The sequence below is a fragment of the Bacillus sp. AFS088145 genome (assembly GCF_002564465.1).
Classification (GTDB): Bacteria; Bacillota; Bacilli; order Bacillales; family Bacillaceae_G; genus Gottfriedia.
Window position 1 is genome coordinate 41,957 of the sequence record NZ_NUUX01000002.1, and the last position, 20,028, is coordinate 61,984.

At 35.2% G+C, this 20,028-nt stretch carries 21 protein-coding genes; 1 reads left to right on the forward strand and 20 read right to left on the reverse strand.

Annotated elements, in window-relative coordinates:
* Positions 1–201 precede the first annotated feature (201 nt).
* Positions 202–822: a TetR/AcrR family transcriptional regulator gene (locus COI44_RS00810; RefSeq protein WP_098426236.1), complete on the forward strand. Its 621-nt coding sequence runs from the start codon at positions 202–204 to the stop codon at positions 820–822.
* Here COI44_RS00810 and COI44_RS00815 read toward each other — a convergent pair.
* The 20 genes from COI44_RS00815 to glyA form a co-directional block, all read right to left on the reverse strand.
* A complete protein-coding gene (locus tag COI44_RS00815) occupies positions 819–1,805 on the reverse strand; it encodes a nuclease-related domain-containing protein (protein ID WP_098426237.1) in 987 nt (328 codons plus the stop codon). The two genes, COI44_RS00810 and COI44_RS00815, sit on opposite strands and share 4 nt — an antisense overlap.
* A 677-nt stretch (positions 1,806–2,482) precedes the next feature.
* Entirely contained in the window at positions 2,483–2,884 is a 402-nt protein-coding gene (locus tag COI44_RS00820) for a F0F1 ATP synthase subunit epsilon (protein ID WP_025568605.1), read from the reverse strand.
* Positions 2,885–2,967: 83 nt separating this feature from the next.
* Complete coding sequence (gene atpD / locus COI44_RS00825) at positions 2,968–4,380, reverse strand: F0F1 ATP synthase subunit beta (RefSeq protein ID WP_025568604.1); 1,413 nt, start codon at positions 4,378–4,380, stop codon at positions 2,968–2,970.
* Between the two features lie 63 nt (positions 4,381–4,443).
* A complete protein-coding gene (locus COI44_RS00830) occupies positions 4,444–5,298 on the reverse strand; it encodes a F0F1 ATP synthase subunit gamma (RefSeq protein WP_069033739.1) in 855 nt (284 codons plus the stop codon).
* Positions 5,299–5,383: 85 nt separating this feature from the next.
* Positions 5,384–6,892: a F0F1 ATP synthase subunit alpha gene (atpA, locus tag COI44_RS00835; protein WP_056469307.1), complete on the reverse strand. Its 1,509-nt coding sequence runs from the start codon at positions 6,890–6,892 to the stop codon at positions 5,384–5,386.
* Positions 6,893–6,914: 22 nt separating this feature from the next.
* Positions 6,915–7,454 carry a F0F1 ATP synthase subunit delta gene (locus tag COI44_RS00840; protein WP_056469304.1) on the reverse strand — a complete coding sequence of 180 codons (540 nt, stop codon included), beginning with the start codon at positions 7,452–7,454 and terminating at the stop codon, positions 6,915–6,917.
* Positions 7,451–7,954 carry a F0F1 ATP synthase subunit B gene (gene atpF, locus COI44_RS00845; RefSeq protein WP_098426321.1) on the reverse strand — a complete coding sequence of 168 codons (504 nt, stop codon included), beginning with the start codon at positions 7,952–7,954 and terminating at the stop codon, positions 7,451–7,453. The genes COI44_RS00840 and atpF overlap by 4 nt, the downstream gene beginning before the upstream one ends.
* A gap of 205 nt (positions 7,955–8,159) precedes the next feature.
* Complete coding sequence (gene atpE / locus COI44_RS00850) at positions 8,160–8,375, reverse strand: F0F1 ATP synthase subunit C (RefSeq protein ID WP_025568599.1); 216 nt, start codon at positions 8,373–8,375, stop codon at positions 8,160–8,162.
* Between the two features lie 80 nt (positions 8,376–8,455).
* Positions 8,456–9,127: a F0F1 ATP synthase subunit A gene (atpB, locus tag COI44_RS00855; protein ID WP_420488239.1), complete on the reverse strand. Its 672-nt coding sequence runs from the start codon at positions 9,125–9,127 to the stop codon at positions 8,456–8,458.
* A 64-nt stretch (positions 9,128–9,191) separates the two neighbouring features.
* Positions 9,192–9,572 carry an ATP synthase subunit I gene (locus tag COI44_RS00860; RefSeq protein ID WP_025568597.1) on the reverse strand — a complete coding sequence of 127 codons (381 nt, stop codon included), beginning with the start codon at positions 9,570–9,572 and terminating at the stop codon, positions 9,192–9,194.
* A gap of 4 nt (positions 9,573–9,576) precedes the next feature.
* Positions 9,577–9,801, reverse strand: coding sequence for an AtpZ/AtpI family protein (locus COI44_RS00865; RefSeq protein WP_025568596.1), 225 nt, complete (start codon positions 9,799–9,801; stop codon positions 9,577–9,579).
* A 261-nt stretch (positions 9,802–10,062) separates the two neighbouring features.
* Positions 10,063–12,267: a S8 family serine peptidase gene (locus tag COI44_RS00870; protein WP_098426239.1), complete on the reverse strand. Its 2,205-nt coding sequence runs from the start codon at positions 12,265–12,267 to the stop codon at positions 10,063–10,065.
* 176 nt (positions 12,268–12,443) lie between these two features.
* On the reverse strand, positions 12,444–13,076 hold the full coding sequence (locus tag COI44_RS00875; protein WP_098426240.1) for an AmiS/UreI family transporter: 633 nt from the start codon (positions 13,074–13,076) through the stop codon (positions 12,444–12,446).
* A 114-nt stretch (positions 13,077–13,190) separates the two neighbouring features.
* Entirely contained in the window at positions 13,191–14,375 is a 1,185-nt protein-coding gene (locus COI44_RS00880; protein WP_098426241.1) for a NupC/NupG family nucleoside CNT transporter, read from the reverse strand.
* A gap of 118 nt (positions 14,376–14,493) precedes the next feature.
* Positions 14,494–14,898: a cytidine deaminase gene (locus tag COI44_RS00885; protein ID WP_098426242.1), complete on the reverse strand. Its 405-nt coding sequence runs from the start codon at positions 14,896–14,898 to the stop codon at positions 14,494–14,496.
* A gap of 139 nt (positions 14,899–15,037) precedes the next feature.
* Positions 15,038–15,703, reverse strand: coding sequence for a deoxyribose-phosphate aldolase (gene deoC, locus COI44_RS00890; RefSeq protein ID WP_098426243.1), 666 nt, complete (start codon positions 15,701–15,703; stop codon positions 15,038–15,040).
* 245 nt (positions 15,704–15,948) lie between these two features.
* Positions 15,949–16,890 (reverse strand): DNA-binding transcriptional repressor DeoR, encoded by a 942-nt coding sequence (locus COI44_RS00895; protein WP_098426244.1) that lies wholly within the window; start codon positions 16,888–16,890, stop codon positions 15,949–15,951.
* A gap of 223 nt (positions 16,891–17,113) precedes the next feature.
* Positions 17,114–17,743, reverse strand: a complete 630-nt coding sequence (gene upp, locus COI44_RS00900; RefSeq protein WP_098233756.1) for a uracil phosphoribosyltransferase — start codon at positions 17,741–17,743, stop codon at positions 17,114–17,116.
* A gap of 271 nt (positions 17,744–18,014) precedes the next feature.
* On the reverse strand, positions 18,015–18,533 hold the full coding sequence (locus COI44_RS00905) for a DoxX family protein (RefSeq protein ID WP_098426245.1): 519 nt from the start codon (positions 18,531–18,533) through the stop codon (positions 18,015–18,017).
* Positions 18,534–18,748: 215 nt separating this feature from the next.
* Positions 18,749–19,990, reverse strand: a complete 1,242-nt coding sequence (glyA, locus tag COI44_RS00910; RefSeq protein WP_141546852.1) for a serine hydroxymethyltransferase — start codon at positions 19,988–19,990, stop codon at positions 18,749–18,751.
* Positions 19,991–20,028 lie beyond the last annotated feature (38 nt).

Genomic DNA, 20,028 nt, shown 5'->3' on the forward strand with positions numbered 1-20,028 from the left:
ATTCCTCCTAAATTTTTAATCGTTTCTCTATATAGGTAACAAAAGTAAAGCAACACATTGTCGTTTTACTTCTCATAGTTTTTAATTATAATTGATTTATAAACGTACTCAACCGTTAATAATTTAAAATTTGTTGTTTAAGCAACACTACTAACAACGATTGTTTACTTTCTTAGAGTTATTTAATAAAGGAGTTTTAAAATGAGCATAAAAAATAATCTCGACCCTCGTGTCATTCGAACTAGACAACTTTTACAAGATGCATTAATTACGCTATTAGCAGATAAAGAATTCGAAGCGATCAGTGTACAAGACATAACTAAAAAAGCAAATGTCAACAGAGCAACCTTTTACAGCCACTACGAAGACAAATACCAAATGGTACGCCAAATCGTTAGAGAAAAACTAGTTGATTTGGACAGTGCCATGAAGAATGTAGATTTTAGTATGTATGACGGAAACCCAAACTCACTAGATGAAATGGCCTTACAATCATACTTCCATCTATTCGAACATATCGAAAAAAACAGTTACTTCTATAAAGTCCTACTAAAACGACAAGGACCAAATATTTTTAGAAGAAGACTTTACGAAGTATTATATACAACGTTCGAAAAAGGCATTGCATTCATACAACCAAAAAAGAATATATATCTTGTCCCAGGTGACCTACTAGTAAGTTATATATCAGGCGCAACTCTCAGCGTAATTTCATTTTGGGTTGAAAATGACATGCCATACACAAAAAAGCACATGGCAGAATACCTTTTAAAAATCTCAAGAAATGGTGTTTTAACAACAGCGGGATTGGAATTAAACTAAAAAGAGGATTGCTGTGACAGATCGTCTAAATAGTGAGTTTTATCTTTTTTTGTTCTTGATGATGGTAGGTTTAGTTTGCGAAGGAGTCTTGAAGCAGAGTATATTGAAGATATATGTAGGAAATCGCGAAGTTGGCTATTTTTAATGGTATTTCCAATTAATAAATAAAAATCATATAACGAATTTAAATGAGCATCTTTTGAAACACTGAAGCAATGCGGACAATACCAAGATCCCTTGGTTCTAATCATCGAATATAATTTACACTTTTCACAAATTACTCCAGTCAATAATTCATTTTTAGATATATTGTATTTCTCGAGTATATTTTGATCTAGAAGTTGATTTTGCTTTATTAAATGTTTTGCTAGCTTACGAATTTCTTTTGGTGTGAAAGAATTTATAGGAAACTTTTTTTCTAATTCCTCTATTTTTCTATAGAGTAAATCTGAATGAATAACTGTGTTAGATATCTGTATTACATTAGAAGATGCTTTTATTACTGATTTGGAATTACTCAATACAACCAACGGAATTATTGGGTAATTCATAAACTTATTTTGCTCTAGCCAACTTCGAAGTTGGCGTTTTTGCCGCTCAACTTGAATAATTGGATTCATGAAAGCTTCTTCTTTACCCTCGGTTATTCGAATAAGTTGATTGAAACTTTGATCAAAATAAAGAACACCAACTAAATTCTTCACTTCAATAATTAAAATAAAACTTGGTGAAAGAATAATTGTATCAATTTGAAAAAACCGTTTTTCATTGTCTAACAATCTTAAATCTTGAATTACAATACACCGTTCCTTATTAAAAAAACTTAAATGATAATCTAGGGGTTTTTCACCATGAAACCCCGCTTTAAATTTTGCAAGATCTTCTTCAATTCTCACTCTTTGGATGTGCTCTTCGGGTAATCTTCTAAGTAGAGCTTCAAGTTTCCTAATAGTCAAAGGAACAGTTCTTTCTTTCAAAATCATGTAATCACCTCTTTTTTTATTTTAAGATAAAGTTCGACATACTTTTTATTTCACCTCCAATCTTGAATGTAAAAAGTTTAAGTGAATGGGTGTCTATTCTTCAGTTTTTTTATAAGTTTTAGAGGAGTATTGCCTTATTTTAACTATTTCTTTGATATATCGTACTAATCTAGTCAAAAAAATATCTAGAAGGATAATTTTTGATTAATTTTAAAGGATAATGTAATTTATTTGCGATTCACCTGTTTTATATTGCGATTTCCTTATATTAATTGCTATTTTGCTTATTTATTTGTGATTCTCATAATTTATTTGCAATTTGCTATTTTTATTTGCGATTTGCCAAATTTAATTACTATTTTCAATTTTTAATTGCGATTCTTCAATTTTATTTGCGGAGTACACTTTTACTTGCGTTAATCATAATTTATTTGCGCACTCGTACGGGGTACTGTGGATACTCATGCTTTAACTTGCACCTACCAGTTTATCCGTCATTCACTTAAACTTATCTACACGCTCAACCTATTTACTTGCACTTTCATTGTAATTAATTGCAGTTTCTTCGATTTTATTTGCAGCACCCCGATTCTATAATTGCACACTTATCAGTCTACTAACAACCCACCCTAAAATAACCCAACAAAAAAAGAGCCCCCACTAGGGCTCTTTTTTAATTACTTATATTGTGCTACGTTTAAACGGTTCATTGCTTTGTGTAAAGCAAGTTCTGCACGTTTGATATCTGTGTCAGGTCGTCTTTCTTGTAGACGTTTTTCTGCACGTTTTTTTGCTTCTACTGCACGCTCAACGTCGATTTCAGTTGATGCTTCAGCAGATTGAGCCAATATTGTAACGGCTTCAGGTCGAATTTCAATGAATCCGCCACTAACTGCAACGTAATCTGTTCCAGCTGGTGATTTAATTTTAACAGGTGCTGTTGCTAACGGTGCCACAGTTGAAATGTGTCCAGGTAAAATACCTAGCTCACCGCTAGTTGCTTTCGTGCTAACGAATTCTGTTTCGCCTTCATAAGCCGGTCCATTAGGAGTGACGATACTGACTTTCATTGTCTTCATAGTGAACTCCTCCTGTCTAGCTTCGTGAGCTAATCAAGTTCATTCAAATAGAATGATGAACAAGCCTTTCGATTAGACAATTATTATACTAATGTTTTTGCTTTTTCTACTACTTCTTCAATGCGTCCTACTAAACGGAATGCATCTTCAGGAAGAGTATCATATTTACCTTCTAAGATCTCTTTGAATCCACTAACAGTTTCTTTAACTGGTACGTAAGAACCTTTTTGTCCTGTGAATTGCTCCGCAACGTGGAAGTTTTGAGATAAGAAGAATTGAATACGACGAGCACGAGCTACGACTAATTTATCTTCTTCTGATAACTCATCCATACCTAAGATTGCGATGATATCTTGAAGTTCTCTATAACGTTGTAAAGTTGATTGTACTTGACGAGCTACTTCATAGTGCTCTTCACCAACGATTTCAGGATTTAATGCACGAGATGTAGATGCTAATGGATCTACCGCTGGGTAAATACCCATCTCAGATAAACGACGCTCTAAGTTTGTTGTTGCATCTAAGTGAGCGAACGCTGTAGCTGGTGCTGGATCCGTATAGTCATCGGCAGGAACGTAAATCGCTTGAATCGAAGTTACAGAACCTTTGTTTGTTGAAGTGATACGCTCTTGTAATTGACCCATTTCAGTAGCAAGAGTTGGTTGGTAACCTACCGCAGAAGGCATACGACCTAATAGGGCAGAAACCTCAGAACCTGCTTGAGTGAAACGGAAGATGTTATCGATGAAGAATAACACGTCTTGTCCTTGCTCATCACGGAAATATTCAGCCATTGTTAAACCAGTTAAGGCAACACGTTGACGTGCACCAGGTGGTTCGTTCATTTGTCCGAATACCATCGCTGTTTTCTTGATAACGCCAGAGTCGCTCATTTCGTGGTATAAGTCGTTACCTTCACGAGTACGCTCACCTACACCAGCGAATACTGAGATACCGCCGTGCTCTTGTGCGATGTTGTTAATTAATTCTTGAATTAATACAGTTTTACCTACACCCGCACCACCGAATAGACCGATTTTACCACCTTTGATGTAAGGAGCTAATAAGTCTACTACTTTGATACCAGTTTCAAGGATTTCTACTTTTGTAGTTAATTCTTCAAATTTAGGTGCTTGACGGTGAATTGGGTCACGACGTACGTCTTCTCCAAGTTCTTCGTCTAAGTCAATGTTGTCACCTAACACATTGAATACGCGTCCTAATGTAGCGTCACCAACTGGAACCGAAATTGGTTTACCTGTGTTAACTGCTTCCATTCCACGTACTAATCCATCAGTTGAAGCCATTGCAACTGTACGAACAGTATCGTCACCTAAGTGAAGAGCAACTTCTAATGTTAAATCAATGTTTACTTCGTTTGCGTCGCCCGCTTCTTTACGAACACGTAACGCATTATATATTTGTGGTAATTGGCCGTTTTCGAACTTTACGTCTACTACTGGTCCTAATACCTGAGTAATAATACCATTGCTCATCGCTTTTCCTCCTAGCATTGTTTCATTAAAAGCCGATCAATTTATATAGCCGTTGTAAGCAAATTAGCCAAGTGCTGCTGCTCCGCCGACGATTTCAGTAATTTCTTGTGTAATTGCTGCTTGACGCGCACGGTTATAGTGAAGAGTAAGCTTACTAATAACTTCTTTCGCATTATCAGTTGCACTTTTCATCGCTGTCATACGTGAAGCGTGTTCACTAGCTTTACTGTCTAATAATGCACCAAATATTAAGCTTTCTGCATATTGTGGTAGTAAAACTTCTAAGATTTCATCATCAGATGGTTCAAATTCGTAATTAGTTGTTGCCTTACCTGTGTCAATATCTGTTAAAGGTAATAGCTTTTTCTCAGTAACCTCTTGAGAAATCTTACTTACGAAATGATTGTATGATAAGTAAAGCTCATCAAAAATGCCGTCAGTGTACATTTGAACTGTACGATTAGCAAATTTTTGAATATCATCGAATGAAGGTTGATCTGGAAGCCCAAGAACCTCTTCAACGATTGGGTAACCTAAACGCTTAAAGTAGTCACGTCCAACTCGACCTAGTACAATAATTGCAAATTCATCATTCGATTTATGACGCTCTTTAATTGTATTAGTTACCGCACGTAATACGTTACTATTAAATGCACCAGCTAAACCACGGTCAGAAGTGATGACAATGTAACCAGTCTTTTTAACTGGACGAGTTACTAGCATCGGATGTCTACTGTTTACACCTTTTGCCACGCTACCAACTACCTCTTGCATTTTTTCCATATAAGGAACGAATTGCTTAGAGTTTTGCTCAGCACGGTTTAATTTTGCAGCAGAAACCATCTCCATCGCTTTTGTGATTTGGCTTGTCTTTTTTGTTGAATTAATTTTTGTTTTTATATCGCGTAATGATGCCACAGGTTTTCACCACCTTTTGGTAAACAGTTAAATGAAGGACGAGCTAGAGCCCGATCCTTCAAATCCAGATATTTAAATCGCCTTCTTATTTAGAAGCAATAAAGTTCTTTTTAAAGCTTGTAATTGCAGCGTCAAGGTCAGCTTCGTTTGGTAATTTACCAGTATCACGAATAGCATCTAAAAGACCTTTTGCATTTGCGTCCATCCAAGCTAACATTTCTTCTTCAAAACGAGTAATGTCTTCAACTGCTACGCTGTCTAAGTGACCACGAGTTAACGCATATAAAGATGTTACTTGTTTTTCTACTTTTAATGGTTTGTGTAAACCTTGTTTAAGGATTTCAACTGTACGAGCACCACGGTTAAGTTTAGCTTGAGTTGCTTTATCTAAGTCTGAACCGAACGCAGCAAATGCTTCAAGCTCACGGAATGACGCTAAGTCAAGACGTAGCGTACCTGCTACTGATTTCATCGCCTTAGTTTGCGCTGAACCACCAACACGTGATACAGAAAGACCTGCATTGATCGCTGGACGTACGCCAGAGAAGAATAAGTCAGACTGTAAGAAGATTTGTCCGTCAGTAATTGAGATTACGTTTGTTGGAATATAAGCTGAGATATCACCAGCTTGTGTTTCGATGAATGGTAATGCAGTTAATGAACCGCCACCTAACTCATCATTTAACTTAGCTGCACGCTCTAATAAGCGAGAGTGTAAGTAGAATACATCCCCTGGATATGCTTCACGACCTGGAGGACGTTTTAATAGTAATGAAAGCTCACGGTAAGCTACTGCTTGTTTTGATAAATCATCGTATACTACTAATACGTGTTTACCATTGTACATAAACTCTTCACCCATTGTTACACCAGCGAAAGGAGCTAAGTATAACATTGGAGCTGGAGATGAAGCTGGAGCTGTTACAACGATTGTGTAATCTAAAGCGCCATGCTTACGTAATGTTTCAACAAGTCCACGAACTGTAGATTCTTTTTGACCGATTGCAACATAGATACAGATCATGTTTTGGTCAGCTTGGTTAAGAATTGTATCGATAGCAACAGCTGTTTTACCAGTTTGACGGTCACCGATGATTAACTCACGTTGTCCACGTCCGATTGGTACAAGAGCGTCGATCGCTTTGATACCAGTTTGTAATGGCTCATGTACTGATTTACGTGCCATTACGCCAGGTGCAGCGTTTTCGATTGGACGAGATTTTGTTGTTTCGATTGGGCCTAAACCATCAACTGGTTGACCTAATGAGTTTACTACACGTCCTACTAATGCTTCACCAACTGGAACTTGCATGATGCGTCCAGTACGACGAACTTCGTCGCCTTCTTTAATACCTGTGTAAGGTCCTAAGATGATAATACCTACATTGTTTTCTTCTAAGTTTTGTGCTAGTCCCATAACGCCGTTAGAGAACTCAACTAGCTCTCCAGACATACATTGGTCAAGACCATGAGCACGAGCGATACCGTCACCAACTTGGATAACTGTACCAACATCACTAACTTCTATTTCAGTTTGGTAATTTTCGATTTGCTTTTTAATCAGCGCACTGATTTCTTCAGCTTTGATGCTCATGCATTTCACCCCTATCTACAAACTATTTTGCGATTAATTCACGTTCAATTCGGACAAGTTTATTTTTTAAACTGCCGTCAAAAATACGATTTCCAACACGAACTTTGTAACCACCGATTAAAGATGGATCAATTTCGTTTTTCAAACGTATTGAGTTTTTACCTAATTTAGAAGCGAATAACGCTCCAATTTTATCTAGTTCTTCAGAAGACATTGCCGTTACAGAGTAAACTGTTGCATCTGCAATATTACGAGTTTCATTCGCAATTTTTACATATTCAGTTACTAAGTTAGAAATAGTGCTCATTCGTCCACGATCAACTAATAAGCATACTAGATTTAATACCGTTTCAGAGATTGAAGCAAACGTGTCATTTAAGACAGACTTTTTGCTTTCTTTTGTGATTCCAGGGTGTTGTAAAAACTTATTTAATTCTAAGTTTTCTACATACTCCTTTTTCACTACTTGTAAGTCATGTTCAACAGTTTCTACTAAATTTTGTTCAGTAGCTAATTCAAAAAGAGCGTTTGCGTAGCGTTTTGCAACTAATTCGTTACTCATTTAGCTTCGCCTACTTCTTTAAGATATTGATCAAAAATAGCAGATTGGTCTTCAGACTTCACTTCTTTTTCAAGTACTTTAGAAGCGATTAATACAGATAATGAAGCAACTTGTTGTTGAACTGATTGTATTGCAAGCTCTTTTTCACGAGTAATTTCACGCTTAGCGCTTTCTTTCAAGTTTTCAGCTTCTGCTTTAGCTGCGGCAACGATTTCTTCACGTTGTACATCAGCTTGCTTTCTAGCTTTCTCAAGAAGCTCACGAGCTTCAGTTCGAGCAGCAACTAACTCTTGCTTTTGCTCTTCAACTAGTTTCATTGCATCAGCGTTGTTTTTCTCAGCTGAGTCTAATTGATTAGCGATGTGATCTTCACGTTGTTTCATAATTCCCATTACAGGTCCTAATGCATACTTACGTAATAAAGCAAGTAGGATTAAGAAGATTACTAATTGAAACGCTACATCGCCCCAAGGTATACCATGTCCGTTTGCTTCACCGATTACGAATAATGAACCGTTTAACACAAGCCTTCACTCCCTTCGAGGGTATCATTTAATAATTTTTCTTTTTTATAACATAGCCTAGGACTCTTGCCGACCTTAGCTTTATTTTCAAAATTTAATCTTTACAACAAAAGTGTCATAAAGGAATGGCGAAGTAAATGTGAACACAAACTTCGCCATTTTTTAACTGCTTGTATAAATCTTAAGCTTTACCAAATGCCATGAATGCGATAACTACCGCGATGATTGGAAGTGCCTCAACTAATGCAACCCCGATGAACATTAAAGTTTGAAGAGTTGAACGTAATTCTGGTTGACGAGCAACACCTTCTACTGTACGTGATACAATTAAACCGTTACCAATACCTGCACCTAGTGCACCTAAACCTATTGCGATTGCCGCTGCTATTAAAGCCATTTTAAATTTCCTCCTTCTTAATCATAAGAAATATATTTTTTTTTATAATTTTTATCTAACTACCAATTTTAATGAGCAGATTAATGCTCGTCCGCCACTTTATGTGACAAGTAAACCATTGTTAACATTACGAAGATAAACGCTTGGATTGAACCAACGAATACAGAGAATCCCTGCCATACGATCATCGGTATTGCCGCTGCAATTGTCCAAAGAACGCCTTCTCCTGCGCTTGATGCATAAGCATGTGTACCCATTGTTGCAAGTAAACCTAGTAAGATTTCCCCCGCGTAAATGTTACCGTAAAGTCGAAGACCTAGCGTTAATGTGTTTGCTAATTCCTCAATAATTTTTAATGGGAATAAGAATGGCATTGGTTGGAAGAATGTTTTACCATACGCTCCAAAACCGCGCATCTTAATACCATAATAATGTGATAAACCAACTATAAAGATTGCTAATGATAAAGTAATGACTGGGTCTGATGTAGGTGATTTCCAAACTGAGTTTCCATCGAATGAGATATCGAATGGTAGACCTAACATATTTGAAACAAATATGTACATAAGTAATGTCACACCTAGTGTAAGGAAGCGACCACCAGTTTCCCAATCCATTGTACTGTTGACAATGCCTTTAACGAAATCTATAACCCACTCTAAAAAGTTCTGCTTTCCTGATGGACGTATTTGTAGACTTCTTGCGCATGTAACTGCGATGATAAAGACGATTACTGCAGCAATGGTAGTCATTAGAACATTTGTTAACGTAAAATCTAAACCAATAAATTTAAAACCATAAGTGCCGTGTTCCAATTTATTCACCTCTCTTCCTTGCAAAAGACGTTTGTTGTAATGCAAAATGTATCATAATGACAAGATGTCCTGTCATTAGTCCCGCAGTTAGTGCTGGTATGCTCACAAAATTTTCATACCGAAGCGCGATGACCATAGCTAGAGCCACCGCTGAAAGACAAATTACAGTACCTAAAGATCGAACTTTTTGTTGCTTTAAAACTCGGTCAAAAAAGGTATTTATCTTTCTGTGTAGAATCCATATACAATAAAAGCTAGTTACTGTTCCGAGAATATAGCCTGTGAATATTGTTTTATAGTCGGTAAATGCCCAACCTAAAACAGCTAAAGCAATGATATACAACATATCTCGTGTGAATCGTCTAAAATTATCTTTTTGCATGTAACTAGTCCCCTGGTGTGAATTGCTTAACTAATTTAAGCGTGCCGTAGATTCCAGTAAATAATCCTAACAGTAAAAAGATGATCATAAATACTGGTACTGGCCAATTAAAAAATGAATCAATCCATCTTCCTAAAAAGATGCCTATGAGAATAGAACCGACAAGCTGAGCTAGAATGGAAGACATGAGTGCCATTGCTTTAAGAGGATGTTGATTGTTGTTTTTCATACAAAATCCCTCCATGTCAATTTTCATTCTAAAAAAATTGCCAAAAGTCTTATCTTGTTTAATTCTACAACAAAAATTTGCTAAAATCTCTAAACATTGAAAACGTTCACAAATTGTTCACAAAACGTTCAAAAAATTTTAATAACATAGTATTTACATACGATAAAAACCCTTTTAAACATTCATGTTAAGCATACAATATGTTACAAAAATGTGTCAATTACTTAAATTAAAAAACTATTAAAAAATACTTACCAATTTTTAGTCTTCAACATAAATTTTAGCGACATTGACGTAAGATTCCGTTGCACTTTCATATTGTTTACGTTTATAAAAGATCACAAACTTATAAATTCCACTTTTAGGAAAGTCTTTTAAAACTAGTTCCTTCTTGATAATTCCCCTCTTACTATTTTCCTGTTCATCAATCACTCCTAACAAACGGAATGTTTCTGATTCAAAAACAGCAATTTTGTATTCCTCAACTTTACTTGGTAAATAGAGTTCATATTTATAGCGATTTTTACCTTTTACTCTACCAAAGTGAAATCCCATTACTGACGGAAAGTTCGGTTCTCCTTGTAGTAATAAAAACGGCATTCTTAGATTTTCATCATCATTTGTACTGAACGTAATTGCCCCATCATAAAATCCATCTCTTAATCCTTTCGTATCAACTGTTGCCGTAAGATTAATCTTTTTGCTAGTATGCGCTGGAATTGTAAAAGGATTAGGTAATACCCATTGTATTCCAGTGGCTGGCTGATTATTTATAGCTGTAACTTGTTTTGGCATATTTGATTTATTAGAAATTCTTACGACAAAATCTTTCTTTACTTGTAAATCCGTTTTTCTCGTTACTCCTAAAGATAATGATGTCGGGAATAATGTTGTCTCAGTCTCTAGTGCTTTTTCAATATCTAATCTTCCAGCCCCTTGTTCGTACGCATGATACATCTTTTTATTATTCTTATATAATGGTGTTGCTGTATTGACTAGCACACTTTTTAAATCGTCCATACTCCAATCTGGGTGCAATTGTTTTACTAGAGCAGCTGCTCCAGCGACGTGTGGACTTGCCATACTCGTTCCTTGAAGTGCTAAATACCCACCCGGAATTGTACTTTTTATTTGTACACCTGGAGCTAATAAATCCGGCTTCATTTGCCAAGTACCTGTTACCGGCCCTCTAGAGCTGAAATCCGCAAGAATATCAACCTTCTTTTCATGTCCAGTTTTAGCTTCCACTTTAGTTTTTTCAATGATTTTCTTAATCATTAAGCCTTCTTTTCTTGAAATAGTCGCGGCTGGAACAGTAAATTTCCCTTTAATTTGTCCGATGAAATTTCCGTCAATATTATTAAAGACAATAACAGCCTTTGCACCAGCATCTTGAGCATTTTTTACTTTATCAGTGAATGTGATTTTTCCCCTTTCAAGCAAGACAATTTTGTCTTTTACTCTTTTTAAATCACGCTTTTCCCCATATTTCTTAAATACAAATCGCCCATTTATACCTTTACCCCATTTAGCAGATCCGATCATAGGACTAATAATTGTCTCTTTATTTTTCACATGTATAGATGGGAAAAGAACAGGTGGATAGCTCGCACCCACTGTTAAAGCCTTTGATGCAGTTGCGGGAGAACCGACAGTCCATAATCCTGGTCCAGAGTTTCCTGCAGCCGTAATTGCTAGTACACCCTTCTCTACTGCCTTATCTAACGCAATACTTGTCGGCCAGTCTGGTCCGTTGACATCATTACCTAGTGATAAGTTAATAATATCTACTTTATCCTTCACTGCTCGCTCAATTGCTGCCATAACCGTTTCAGATGTACCAACACCACCAGGTCCAAGAGCACGGTATGCATAGATTGTTGCCTTAGGGGCAACGCCTTTTCTTTTTCCATTAGCCGCTATTACACCCGCTACATGAGTACCATGAAATGTACTTTTTTCTTCAAGTTTAGTTTCCATTGGGTCTTTATCTAAATCAATCGTATCGTAACCGCCACCATAATTTGCTTTCAAATCAGGATGTCTGTAATCTACTCCAGTATCGATTACTCCTACCTTAACTCCTTCGCCAGTAATCTTTCTCCCCCTTTGATCCTTATATAACTGAGCTTCGTCCGCTCCAATAAAAGGGATGCTATCTTCTAAATGCGCTCTATAAGTTGTAACAAAATGCATATCATTTACTAATGGCATTTTAGCTAACTGTGATAACTCTTCAAGAGAACCCGATACTGAAAAACCATAGTATGTCTCAGTGTATTGTTGTCTTACGGTTACATTTGGGAAACGTTCACCAATATATTTTATTGCTTGTGTAATCATTCCATCTTTAACCGAAATTAAAGCAACTTGTTTTTGTTGTTCATGTGCATTTACATAAACATCTTTAAATGGAAATAGTAAAAAAACTAGACAAATAATTATTTTAAGAAAGTAATTTTTCATTCAATGCAGGTTCTCCTTTATATAAGATATTTTCTTTTTAGCTTTCTCACTAATCGTTCATTCATGTATAAAAAGGTAATTTTCTCTAGAACCTACAAAGTTTTCAAAATAGAAAAAAGACTAACTCTAGGTAAAGCATTAAGCTTCCCTAAAAAGTTAGTCTTTTTGTATTATCATTAATTTTTTAATTCAGGTTGGTTAAACAACTGGAATTTTTTATTTGTAACATACGCTTTAACTTCATGGATGACAAAATACAATATTGATGCTCCTAAAACTACGATCCATGCATTGGAAATTACTGTCTCCTGCCAAATCCCTAAAAGCATAAAAAATGCTGGAAGAGTAATTGTAGTCCAAGATTGTATCATTGCGACGATTCCTGTGTATCGTTCTATTTTCTTACCTAAGACAAGGCCAGCAAAGAATAGATACCATAAATATGCCCACATAACCCATAATAGTCCGCCTACAACATCATGAATAATAACGAAGTTCACGAAAGCCCAAAGTACAGACATGATAGATACCCAAAGTGAGAACCAGCCTAAGCCTGTTCCATTAAAACCTTTAAGATTTGTAAATCCATTATATAAATAAGTAATACCAAAAAAGAAAATGCTTGCCGTATTAAATAATTCCCACTTACCAGCACCTAAATGCATTAATAAGTAGATAGGAAAAACGATTTGTAATGTACCAACAAATAAGTTTAATAGTGCTGCACTTTTAGCATTTGCTTTATTTAATAAAACTAGACTATTTAAAAACAGAGTTGCACCAGATAAAAGTAAACCTACAGATCCCATAGTGACTTGTTAAAAAGAAAATTGTTAAAAATTTACTTTTTAACTCAACCCTCCTACTTTAAGATTAGAAAAAAAAATACAAGCGCCTGATCTAAGTCAAACGCTTGGATTAAATTATTTTAAAACGATCCCTACGATAATTGCCGTTAAAACACTTACTAATGTTGCACCAAATAATAATTTTAAACCGAAACGAGCGACAACATTTCCTTGTTTCTCATGTAAACCTTTAACCGCACCTGCAATAATCCCAATTGATGAGAAGTTAGCAAATGATACAAGGAATACTGATACAATTCCTAACGTACGAGTTGAGAACTCTTTACCATGTTTCGCTAAATCCATCATTGCAACGAACTCATTTGAAACAAGTTTTGTTGCCATAATACTACCTGCATCAACCGCTTCTTTAAATGGTACACCCATAATGAATGCGAATGGTGCAAAAACATAACCTAAAATTCCTTGGAATGAGATTCCAAAAATCATATCAAAAATGTTATTAATTCCACCAATTAATGCAACAAAACCGATTAACATTGCTGCAACGATGATTGCTACTTTGAAACCATCTAAAATATACTCTCCAAGCATCTCGAAGAATGTTTGTTTTTCTTCTTCTTGTACCGTTAAGATATCTTCTTCTGCTGTAACAGTGTAAGGATTGATGATTGACGAAATAATAAATCCACCAAATAAGTTTAAGACAATTGCTGTTACAACATATTTTGGTTCAACCATTGTCATATATGCACCTACGATAGACATAGATACTGTTGACATTGCTGATGCACAAAGTGTATATAAACGATTTTTTGGTAAATGACCTAATTGTTTTTTTACTGAAATGAAAACTTCAGATTGTCCTAAAATTGCAGATGCTACTGCATTGTAAGACTCTAATTTACCCATGCCATTGATTTTGCTTAAGATTAACCCAATGTATTTAATAAAAAACGGTAAAATCTTTGTGAATTGTAAAATACCAATTAATGCAGAAATAAATACGATTGGTAATAATACTCCTGTGAAGAATGGGAAAGCACCTTCATTTGCCATACCACCAAATACGAAATTAACACCTTCACCAGCGTATTCTAATAACTTTCCAAATCCATTAGAAACTCCTTTAATTAACACTAAACCTACTTCTGTATTTAATAATAAGAACGCTAATATGATTTGAACAACAACCATAATTACTACTGGACGATATTTAATGTTTTTACGATCACTACTAGCGATGAAAGCTAGACCGAAAACTACTAGTAGTCCAACAAGAGCAATAATATATTTCATGTTTCTCCCCCGAAAATCCAATAAATTTTTTTATTTAATATAAGCGCTTTCAAAACGAACACAACTTTTTATTTGTTGGATGTCAGACATCATATAGAAGTTAGATGTCAGACAAGGATTAACCTTGTAAATCTTTTGAACTAAATGATCCAGGAAGTAATTCCTTAACAGTTGTTTCAGCGATGTCACCTTTTAAGTTAGTTAAGTATACTTTTGTATTTTCATCACTAAATTCTGCAATAACTTGTCTACATGCACCACATGGTGAAATCGGGCCATCAGTGTCCCCTACTATTGCGATTGATTCGATCTTTGCTGAACCGTTACCCGCAGCGACCGCACTAAATATAGCAGTTCTTTCTGCACAATTTGTTAGTCCATAAGAAGCATTTTCAACGTTACAACCTGTGTAGACTGTTTGGTTATTCAATAAAATTGCTGCACCTACTTTAAACTTTGAGTAAGGAGCGTATGCGTTTTCACGAGCCTTTAAAGCTTCGTTTATTAATGATTGTGTATTCATATTTATCACCCTTTAACGAATTGTTAGGTAATTCTTTATTAAAGTGTGTGAGTTTTGTCTTCGCTTTACCATATTACCAACGTAAGAGCTAAAGAGCAATAACTCACTCACTTTTTTTTATTTTAAAATTATTTTGAAATTAATAAGCTGTGTTAGCTTCTTCACCTTGAACAATTTTAACACCTGAACTTGTACCGATACGGTTTGCACCAGCAGTTACTACATTTTCTACGTCTTTTAAGTTACGAACACCACCAGAAGCTTTAACGCCTACGTTTTCTCCAACAGTTTTACGCATTAATGCAACGTCTTCTACTGTTGCTCCACCAGTTGAAAATCCTGTTGATGTTTTTACAAAGTCAGCACCAGCTTTAACTGATAATTCACATGCTCTAACTTTTTCTTCATCAGTTAAAAGACAAGTCTCAATAATTACTTTTACTAAAGCTTTTCCTTTAGCAGCTTCAACAACTGCACGTATATCTCTTTCAACTAATTCATCATTTTTTTCTTTTAATGCAGAAATATTGATAACCATATCAACTTCCTCAGCACCATTTTCAATTGCGTTTGTAGTTTCGAATGCTTTTACTTCAGGAGTGTTTGCTCCTAGAGGAAAACCAATTACCGTACAAACCTTTACAGAAGAATCCTTTAATAATTCACTTGCATAAGAAACCCAAGTAGGATTGATACAAACTGATGCAAAGCTAAATTCTTTTGCTTCCTCAGCTAGTTTTGCAATTTCTTCTCTTTTTGCGTCAGCTCGTAATAATGTGTGATCTACTAATTTTGCGTAATTCATATATAGTCGCTCCCTTAATGGTTTTATTATAAATAAATGTTTATTTACTAAGTTACTCTGAATATGTCTTTACTATAACACCGCTATGAAATTTTGTAAAATACAATTTGAACTTATGTTCAAGGATAATTTTTCCTATTAAATTAAAAAAGGGGCTGTCTCATAAGTCAGGTTAACTGACACATAAGACGCCTCTTTTTCAATTGTAAAAATATCTGATTTCGAAGGTTAACGTTACCTCTTTCTTATCCCTGCTCTAGCAATCTTTTTGCAGTAAATTGATCAGTTATTAATACGTTTGCATATTTACCCATTAAAGCACCGTGAATAGCGTTTATTTTTCTTTCTCCACCTGCGACTAAAATAGACTTTTCTTTACTTCTAAGCTCATCTAACTCAATTCCAATCGTTCGTCGATTTAGAAGTTCAGAATAAATATTTCCTTCTTTATCAAAAAAGCGTGAGCAAATGTCTCCTACAGCAAATGTTTGTAAATCCGTCTCTTCCTTCTCATTTAAGTAGCCAACTTTAAATAACAGGGCATCTTTTTTAACAGTTCCCACAGTAAAAATTGCGACATTTGATTGTTTTCCCAAATCGATTAATCGACCAATATGGCGATCTTCCTCGACCATTTGTTTTACTTGTGGATTATCAAATATAACTGGTAGAGGTAAATATCTTGGAACGGTGTTAAATGCTTCAGCAAATAAATTTACCGTTTCTGATGCATAAGTATTCGTTTTAGAATAACTTACTCCACCATTTAGCTGAATTACTTCTACACCCTTTACTTGTTTATTACTTAACTTCGTTGCAATATGATACATTGTTGTTCCCCAAGTTACTCCTACAACATCACCATCATGGACTAAATCTACTAACACATCCGCAGCTTTTTTAGTGATTGTTTGCAAAACTTCATTGTAGTCATCAATTGGTGAATAGCAAACCTCAACAGATTGTAAATTATATTTCTTTTTTAATTCTCGAGCTAAATCATGATTGCCTTCTAGGGGGTCAATAATTTCAATGCGTACATATCCCAATTCCTTTGCTTGTTGAAGTAATCTAGATACAGTTGGACGAGAGATTCCTAATTGTGTCGCGATCTCTTGCTGACTAAAGTCAGAATCATAGTATAGTCTTGCTGCGTCTATTATTAACCTTTGTTTTTCGAGTGACATTCCCTAATCCCCTTTAACTTACCAATCCTTATTTCACGTTCAATTTTTTAATTATTATACCCCTTTTAATTTAAAGAAAACTCGTCGAAGGCAGAGGCGTAGTTGCACTTATACTTAATTCCTAAAATTGGCGACTACGTCGAGTTAGCTACCTAGCTGCCAATTTATACTTTCTTAATGTGAAAAAAAGCCCTCCTATACTAGGAAAGCTTTAAAAATGTAATTACTTTGTACCAAATAAACGATCTCCAGCGTCGCCAAGACCTGGAACAATATAACCGTGATCGTTTAATTTTTCATCAAGGGCAGCTATGTAAATATCCACATCTGGGTGTGCTTTTTGTAAAACTTCAACACCTTCTGGAGCTGCAATTAAGCACATAAACTTAATATTTTTAGCACCTCGTGTTTTTAAAGAGTTGATTGCTTCAACTGCTGATCCACCTGTCGCAAGCATTGGATCAATCACAATGAAGTCACGCTCTTCTACATCCGTAGGAAGTTTAACATAATATTCAACCGGTTTTAAAGTCTCAGGATCGCGGTATAATCCAACATGTCCAACTTTAGCTGCAGGAACTAATTGAAGGAAGCCATCAACCATTCCTAAACCTGCACGTAAAATTGGTACAATCCCTAATTTTTTACCAGCTATAACTTTCGCCTTTGCAGTTGCTACTGGTGTTTGGATTTCCACTTCCTGTAATGGTAGATCGCGTGTGATTTCAAATGCCATTAAGCCCGCAACCTCATCAACTAGTGCACGGAATTCTTTTGTTCCAGTGTCTTTTCTACGAATTAAAGAAACTTTATGCTGAATTAACGGATGATCAAAAACGTATACTTTACTCACTTTTATCGCTCCTTGCAAATACTTAGTAATTTATTATTCTTAAAAAGAATACCGAAAGCGGTTAAATAATTCAAGCCACATCGCACAATCGCTTAGAATTAATTTAGATCTTTTTACAACCAAACTTCAATATTTCCTTTTTTTACTAATCAAATTGCTATTTTGACCCATTTTGATTAAAAAACTCCTCTTCCTCATTATTAAAAGTCAGAGAAGTTTTTATCTTATACACAAAAAGAGAACCAATTGGTTCCCTCTTTGATGTGTATAGTTAAGATGCTTTACTTAAATTATGATCTGGTACTTTTGGAGTGAAAGATGTTTTTCTATTAATAAACTTGCTAATATAATGATCTAATCCGATACGTCCTGCATTTGAACCAGCAATTATAATAAAGATTCCTAATAATACCATTTGTGGATTTGTGCTAGTTGTACCACTAAACATAAATGCGAAGTTCATCATTAAACCAAAGAACATTGCTGTTTTTGTAAAACATCCAAGAATAAGTCCAAGTCCGATTGCGAATTCTCCAATAGGTACTAAAAAGTTAAATAAATCGATGTTTGGTATTGCAAAGTTTGTAAGGAAGTCTGCCCACCAGCCTTGAACTGCTGGATGTTCACCTGAGGCACTTTTAACCGCAAATCCTAAAAATCCTGAAGCATCGAATCCGCCAGCTGATAACTTACCCCAACCTGCATGGATCCACTCATAACCTATATAAAGACGAATAATAGTTAAGAAACCAGATGCAATTTTATTAGTTCTTAAAAAATTAATAAACATAATTTTTTGCCTCCGTTTGGATAATTTTTAATTGCTGTTTACATGAGTTATTGTACTCTATTTCAAATAAATATTGTGAAGTTTTTCACAAGTTTAATTGAACTTTTTGTGAATTTCATCACAAACATTTAAAAAAATAAAGCTATCTTTAGTATTACTGCACCTTCAATGTTGAAAATACAGTTCTAAAGATAGCTTAATTTAAACTTTATTTATTAAAATGTAGGATATAATTCGTATTTGCTAGATAAAGCATTAACTCGATTACGAGATGCTTCTAGTACTTCTTGATTTTCGTGGTTTTTTAATGTTTCAGCAATGATTGATGCAATTTCATCCATATCTTCTAAAGTAAATCCTCTTGAAGTTACAGCAGCAGTACCAATACGGATACCACTTGTTACAAATGGACTTGCTGGATCAAACGGAATTGTATTTTTGTTACATGTAATACCAACCTCATCTAATACGTGCTCAGCAACTTTACCAGTTAACTCTAATGAACGAACGTCAATTAAAATTAAGTGATTATCTGTGCCACCAGATACTAAGTTTAAGCCGTTAGATTTTAAGCCTTCTGCTAAACGCGCAGCGTTATCAATAATCGCTTGTGCATACTTTTTAAAATCTTCTTGTAACGCTTCACCAAATGCTACAGCTTTTGCTGCAATTACGTGCATTAATGGTCCACCTTGAATTCCAGGGAAGATTGATTTATCAATCGCTTTTGCGAACTCTTCTTTACATAAAATCATACCACCACGTGGTCCACGTAATGTTTTATGTGTAGTTGTTGTAACAAAATCAGCAAATGGAACTGGATTTTGATGAAGACCTGTTGCTACTAAACCAGCGATATGTGCCATATCAACCATTAAGTAAGCTCCAACTTCATCTGCAATTTCTCTGAATTTTTTAAAGTCAATTGCTCTTGGATAAGCACTTGCACCAGCTACAATTAATTTAGGCTTATGTGCTTTAGCTTTTTCTAATACATCTTCATAGTTAATTACTTGAGTTTCTGGATCTACTCCATACTCAACGAAGTTATATTGTACTCCACTGAAGTTTACTGGACTTCCGTGAGTTAAATGACCACCATGTGATAAATTCATACCTAATACTGTATCACCATGTTTTAAAATAGTGAAATAAACTGCCATATTCGCTTGAGCACCTGAATGAGGTTGAACATTTACGTGTTCTGCTCCGAAAATTTCTTTTGCACGGTCTCTTGCAATGTTTTCAGTGATATCTACATATTCACAACCGCCATAGTATCGTTTGCTTGGATATCCTTCAGCATATTTATTTGTTAATACTGAACCTTGGGCTTCCATTACTGCTTCGCTTACAAAGTTTTCGGAAGCAATTAACTCGATTTTAGTACGTTGTCTACCTAACTCTAACTGTATTGCCTCATACAATGATGGATCTTGCTTTTTTAAATTTTCCACAGTTATATCCCCCTTTTTATAAAACACGAACATTACTA

Excerpts from the sequence above, each read along its gene's own strand:
- COI44_RS00810 (WP_098426236.1), top strand. The coding sequence starts at position 202 with ATGAGCATAAAAAATAATCTCGACCCTCGTGTCATTCGAACTAGACAA.
- atpB (WP_420488239.1), bottom strand. The coding sequence starts at position 9,127 with ATGACTACCATTGCTGCAGTAATCGTCTTTATCATCGCAGTTACATGC.
- COI44_RS00895 (WP_098426244.1), bottom strand. The coding sequence starts at position 16,890 with ATGTCACTCGAAAAACAAAGGTTAATAATAGACGCAGCAAGACTATAC.
- atpA (WP_056469307.1), bottom strand. The coding sequence starts at position 6,892 with ATGAGCATCAAAGCTGAAGAAATCAGTGCGCTGATTAAAAAGCAAATC.
- COI44_RS00875 (WP_098426240.1), bottom strand. The coding sequence starts at position 13,076 with ATGGGATCTGTAGGTTTACTTTTATCTGGTGCAACTCTGTTTTTAAAT.
- COI44_RS00905 (WP_098426245.1), bottom strand. The coding sequence starts at position 18,533 with ATGTTTATTAATTTTTTAAGAACTAATAAAATTGCATCTGGTTTCTTA.
- COI44_RS00815 (WP_098426237.1), bottom strand. The coding sequence starts at position 1,805 with ATGATTTTGAAAGAAAGAACTGTTCCTTTGACTATTAGGAAACTTGAA.
- COI44_RS00840 (WP_056469304.1), bottom strand. The coding sequence starts at position 7,454 with ATGAGTAACGAATTAGTTGCAAAACGCTACGCAAACGCTCTTTTTGAA.
- COI44_RS00860 (WP_025568597.1), bottom strand. The coding sequence starts at position 9,572 with ATGCAAAAAGATAATTTTAGACGATTCACACGAGATATGTTGTATATC.
- deoC (WP_098426243.1), bottom strand. The coding sequence starts at position 15,703 with ATGAATTACGCAAAATTAGTAGATCACACATTATTACGAGCTGACGCA.
- COI44_RS00880 (WP_098426241.1), bottom strand. The coding sequence starts at position 14,375 with ATGAAATATATTATTGCTCTTGTTGGACTACTAGTAGTTTTCGGTCTA.
- COI44_RS00885 (WP_098426242.1), bottom strand. The coding sequence starts at position 14,898 with ATGAATACACAATCATTAATAAACGAAGCTTTAAAGGCTCGTGAAAAC.
- COI44_RS00820 (WP_025568605.1), bottom strand. The coding sequence starts at position 2,884 with ATGAAGACAATGAAAGTCAGTATCGTCACTCCTAATGGACCGGCTTAT.
- atpE (WP_025568599.1), bottom strand. The coding sequence starts at position 8,375 with ATGGCTTTAATAGCAGCGGCAATCGCAATAGGTTTAGGTGCACTAGGT.
- COI44_RS00865 (WP_025568596.1), bottom strand. The coding sequence starts at position 9,801 with ATGAAAAACAACAATCAACATCCTCTTAAAGCAATGGCACTCATGTCT.
- COI44_RS00870 (WP_098426239.1), bottom strand. The coding sequence starts at position 12,267 with ATGAAAAATTACTTTCTTAAAATAATTATTTGTCTAGTTTTTTTACTA.
- atpD (WP_025568604.1), bottom strand. The coding sequence starts at position 4,380 with ATGAGCAATGGTATTATTACTCAGGTATTAGGACCAGTAGTAGACGTA.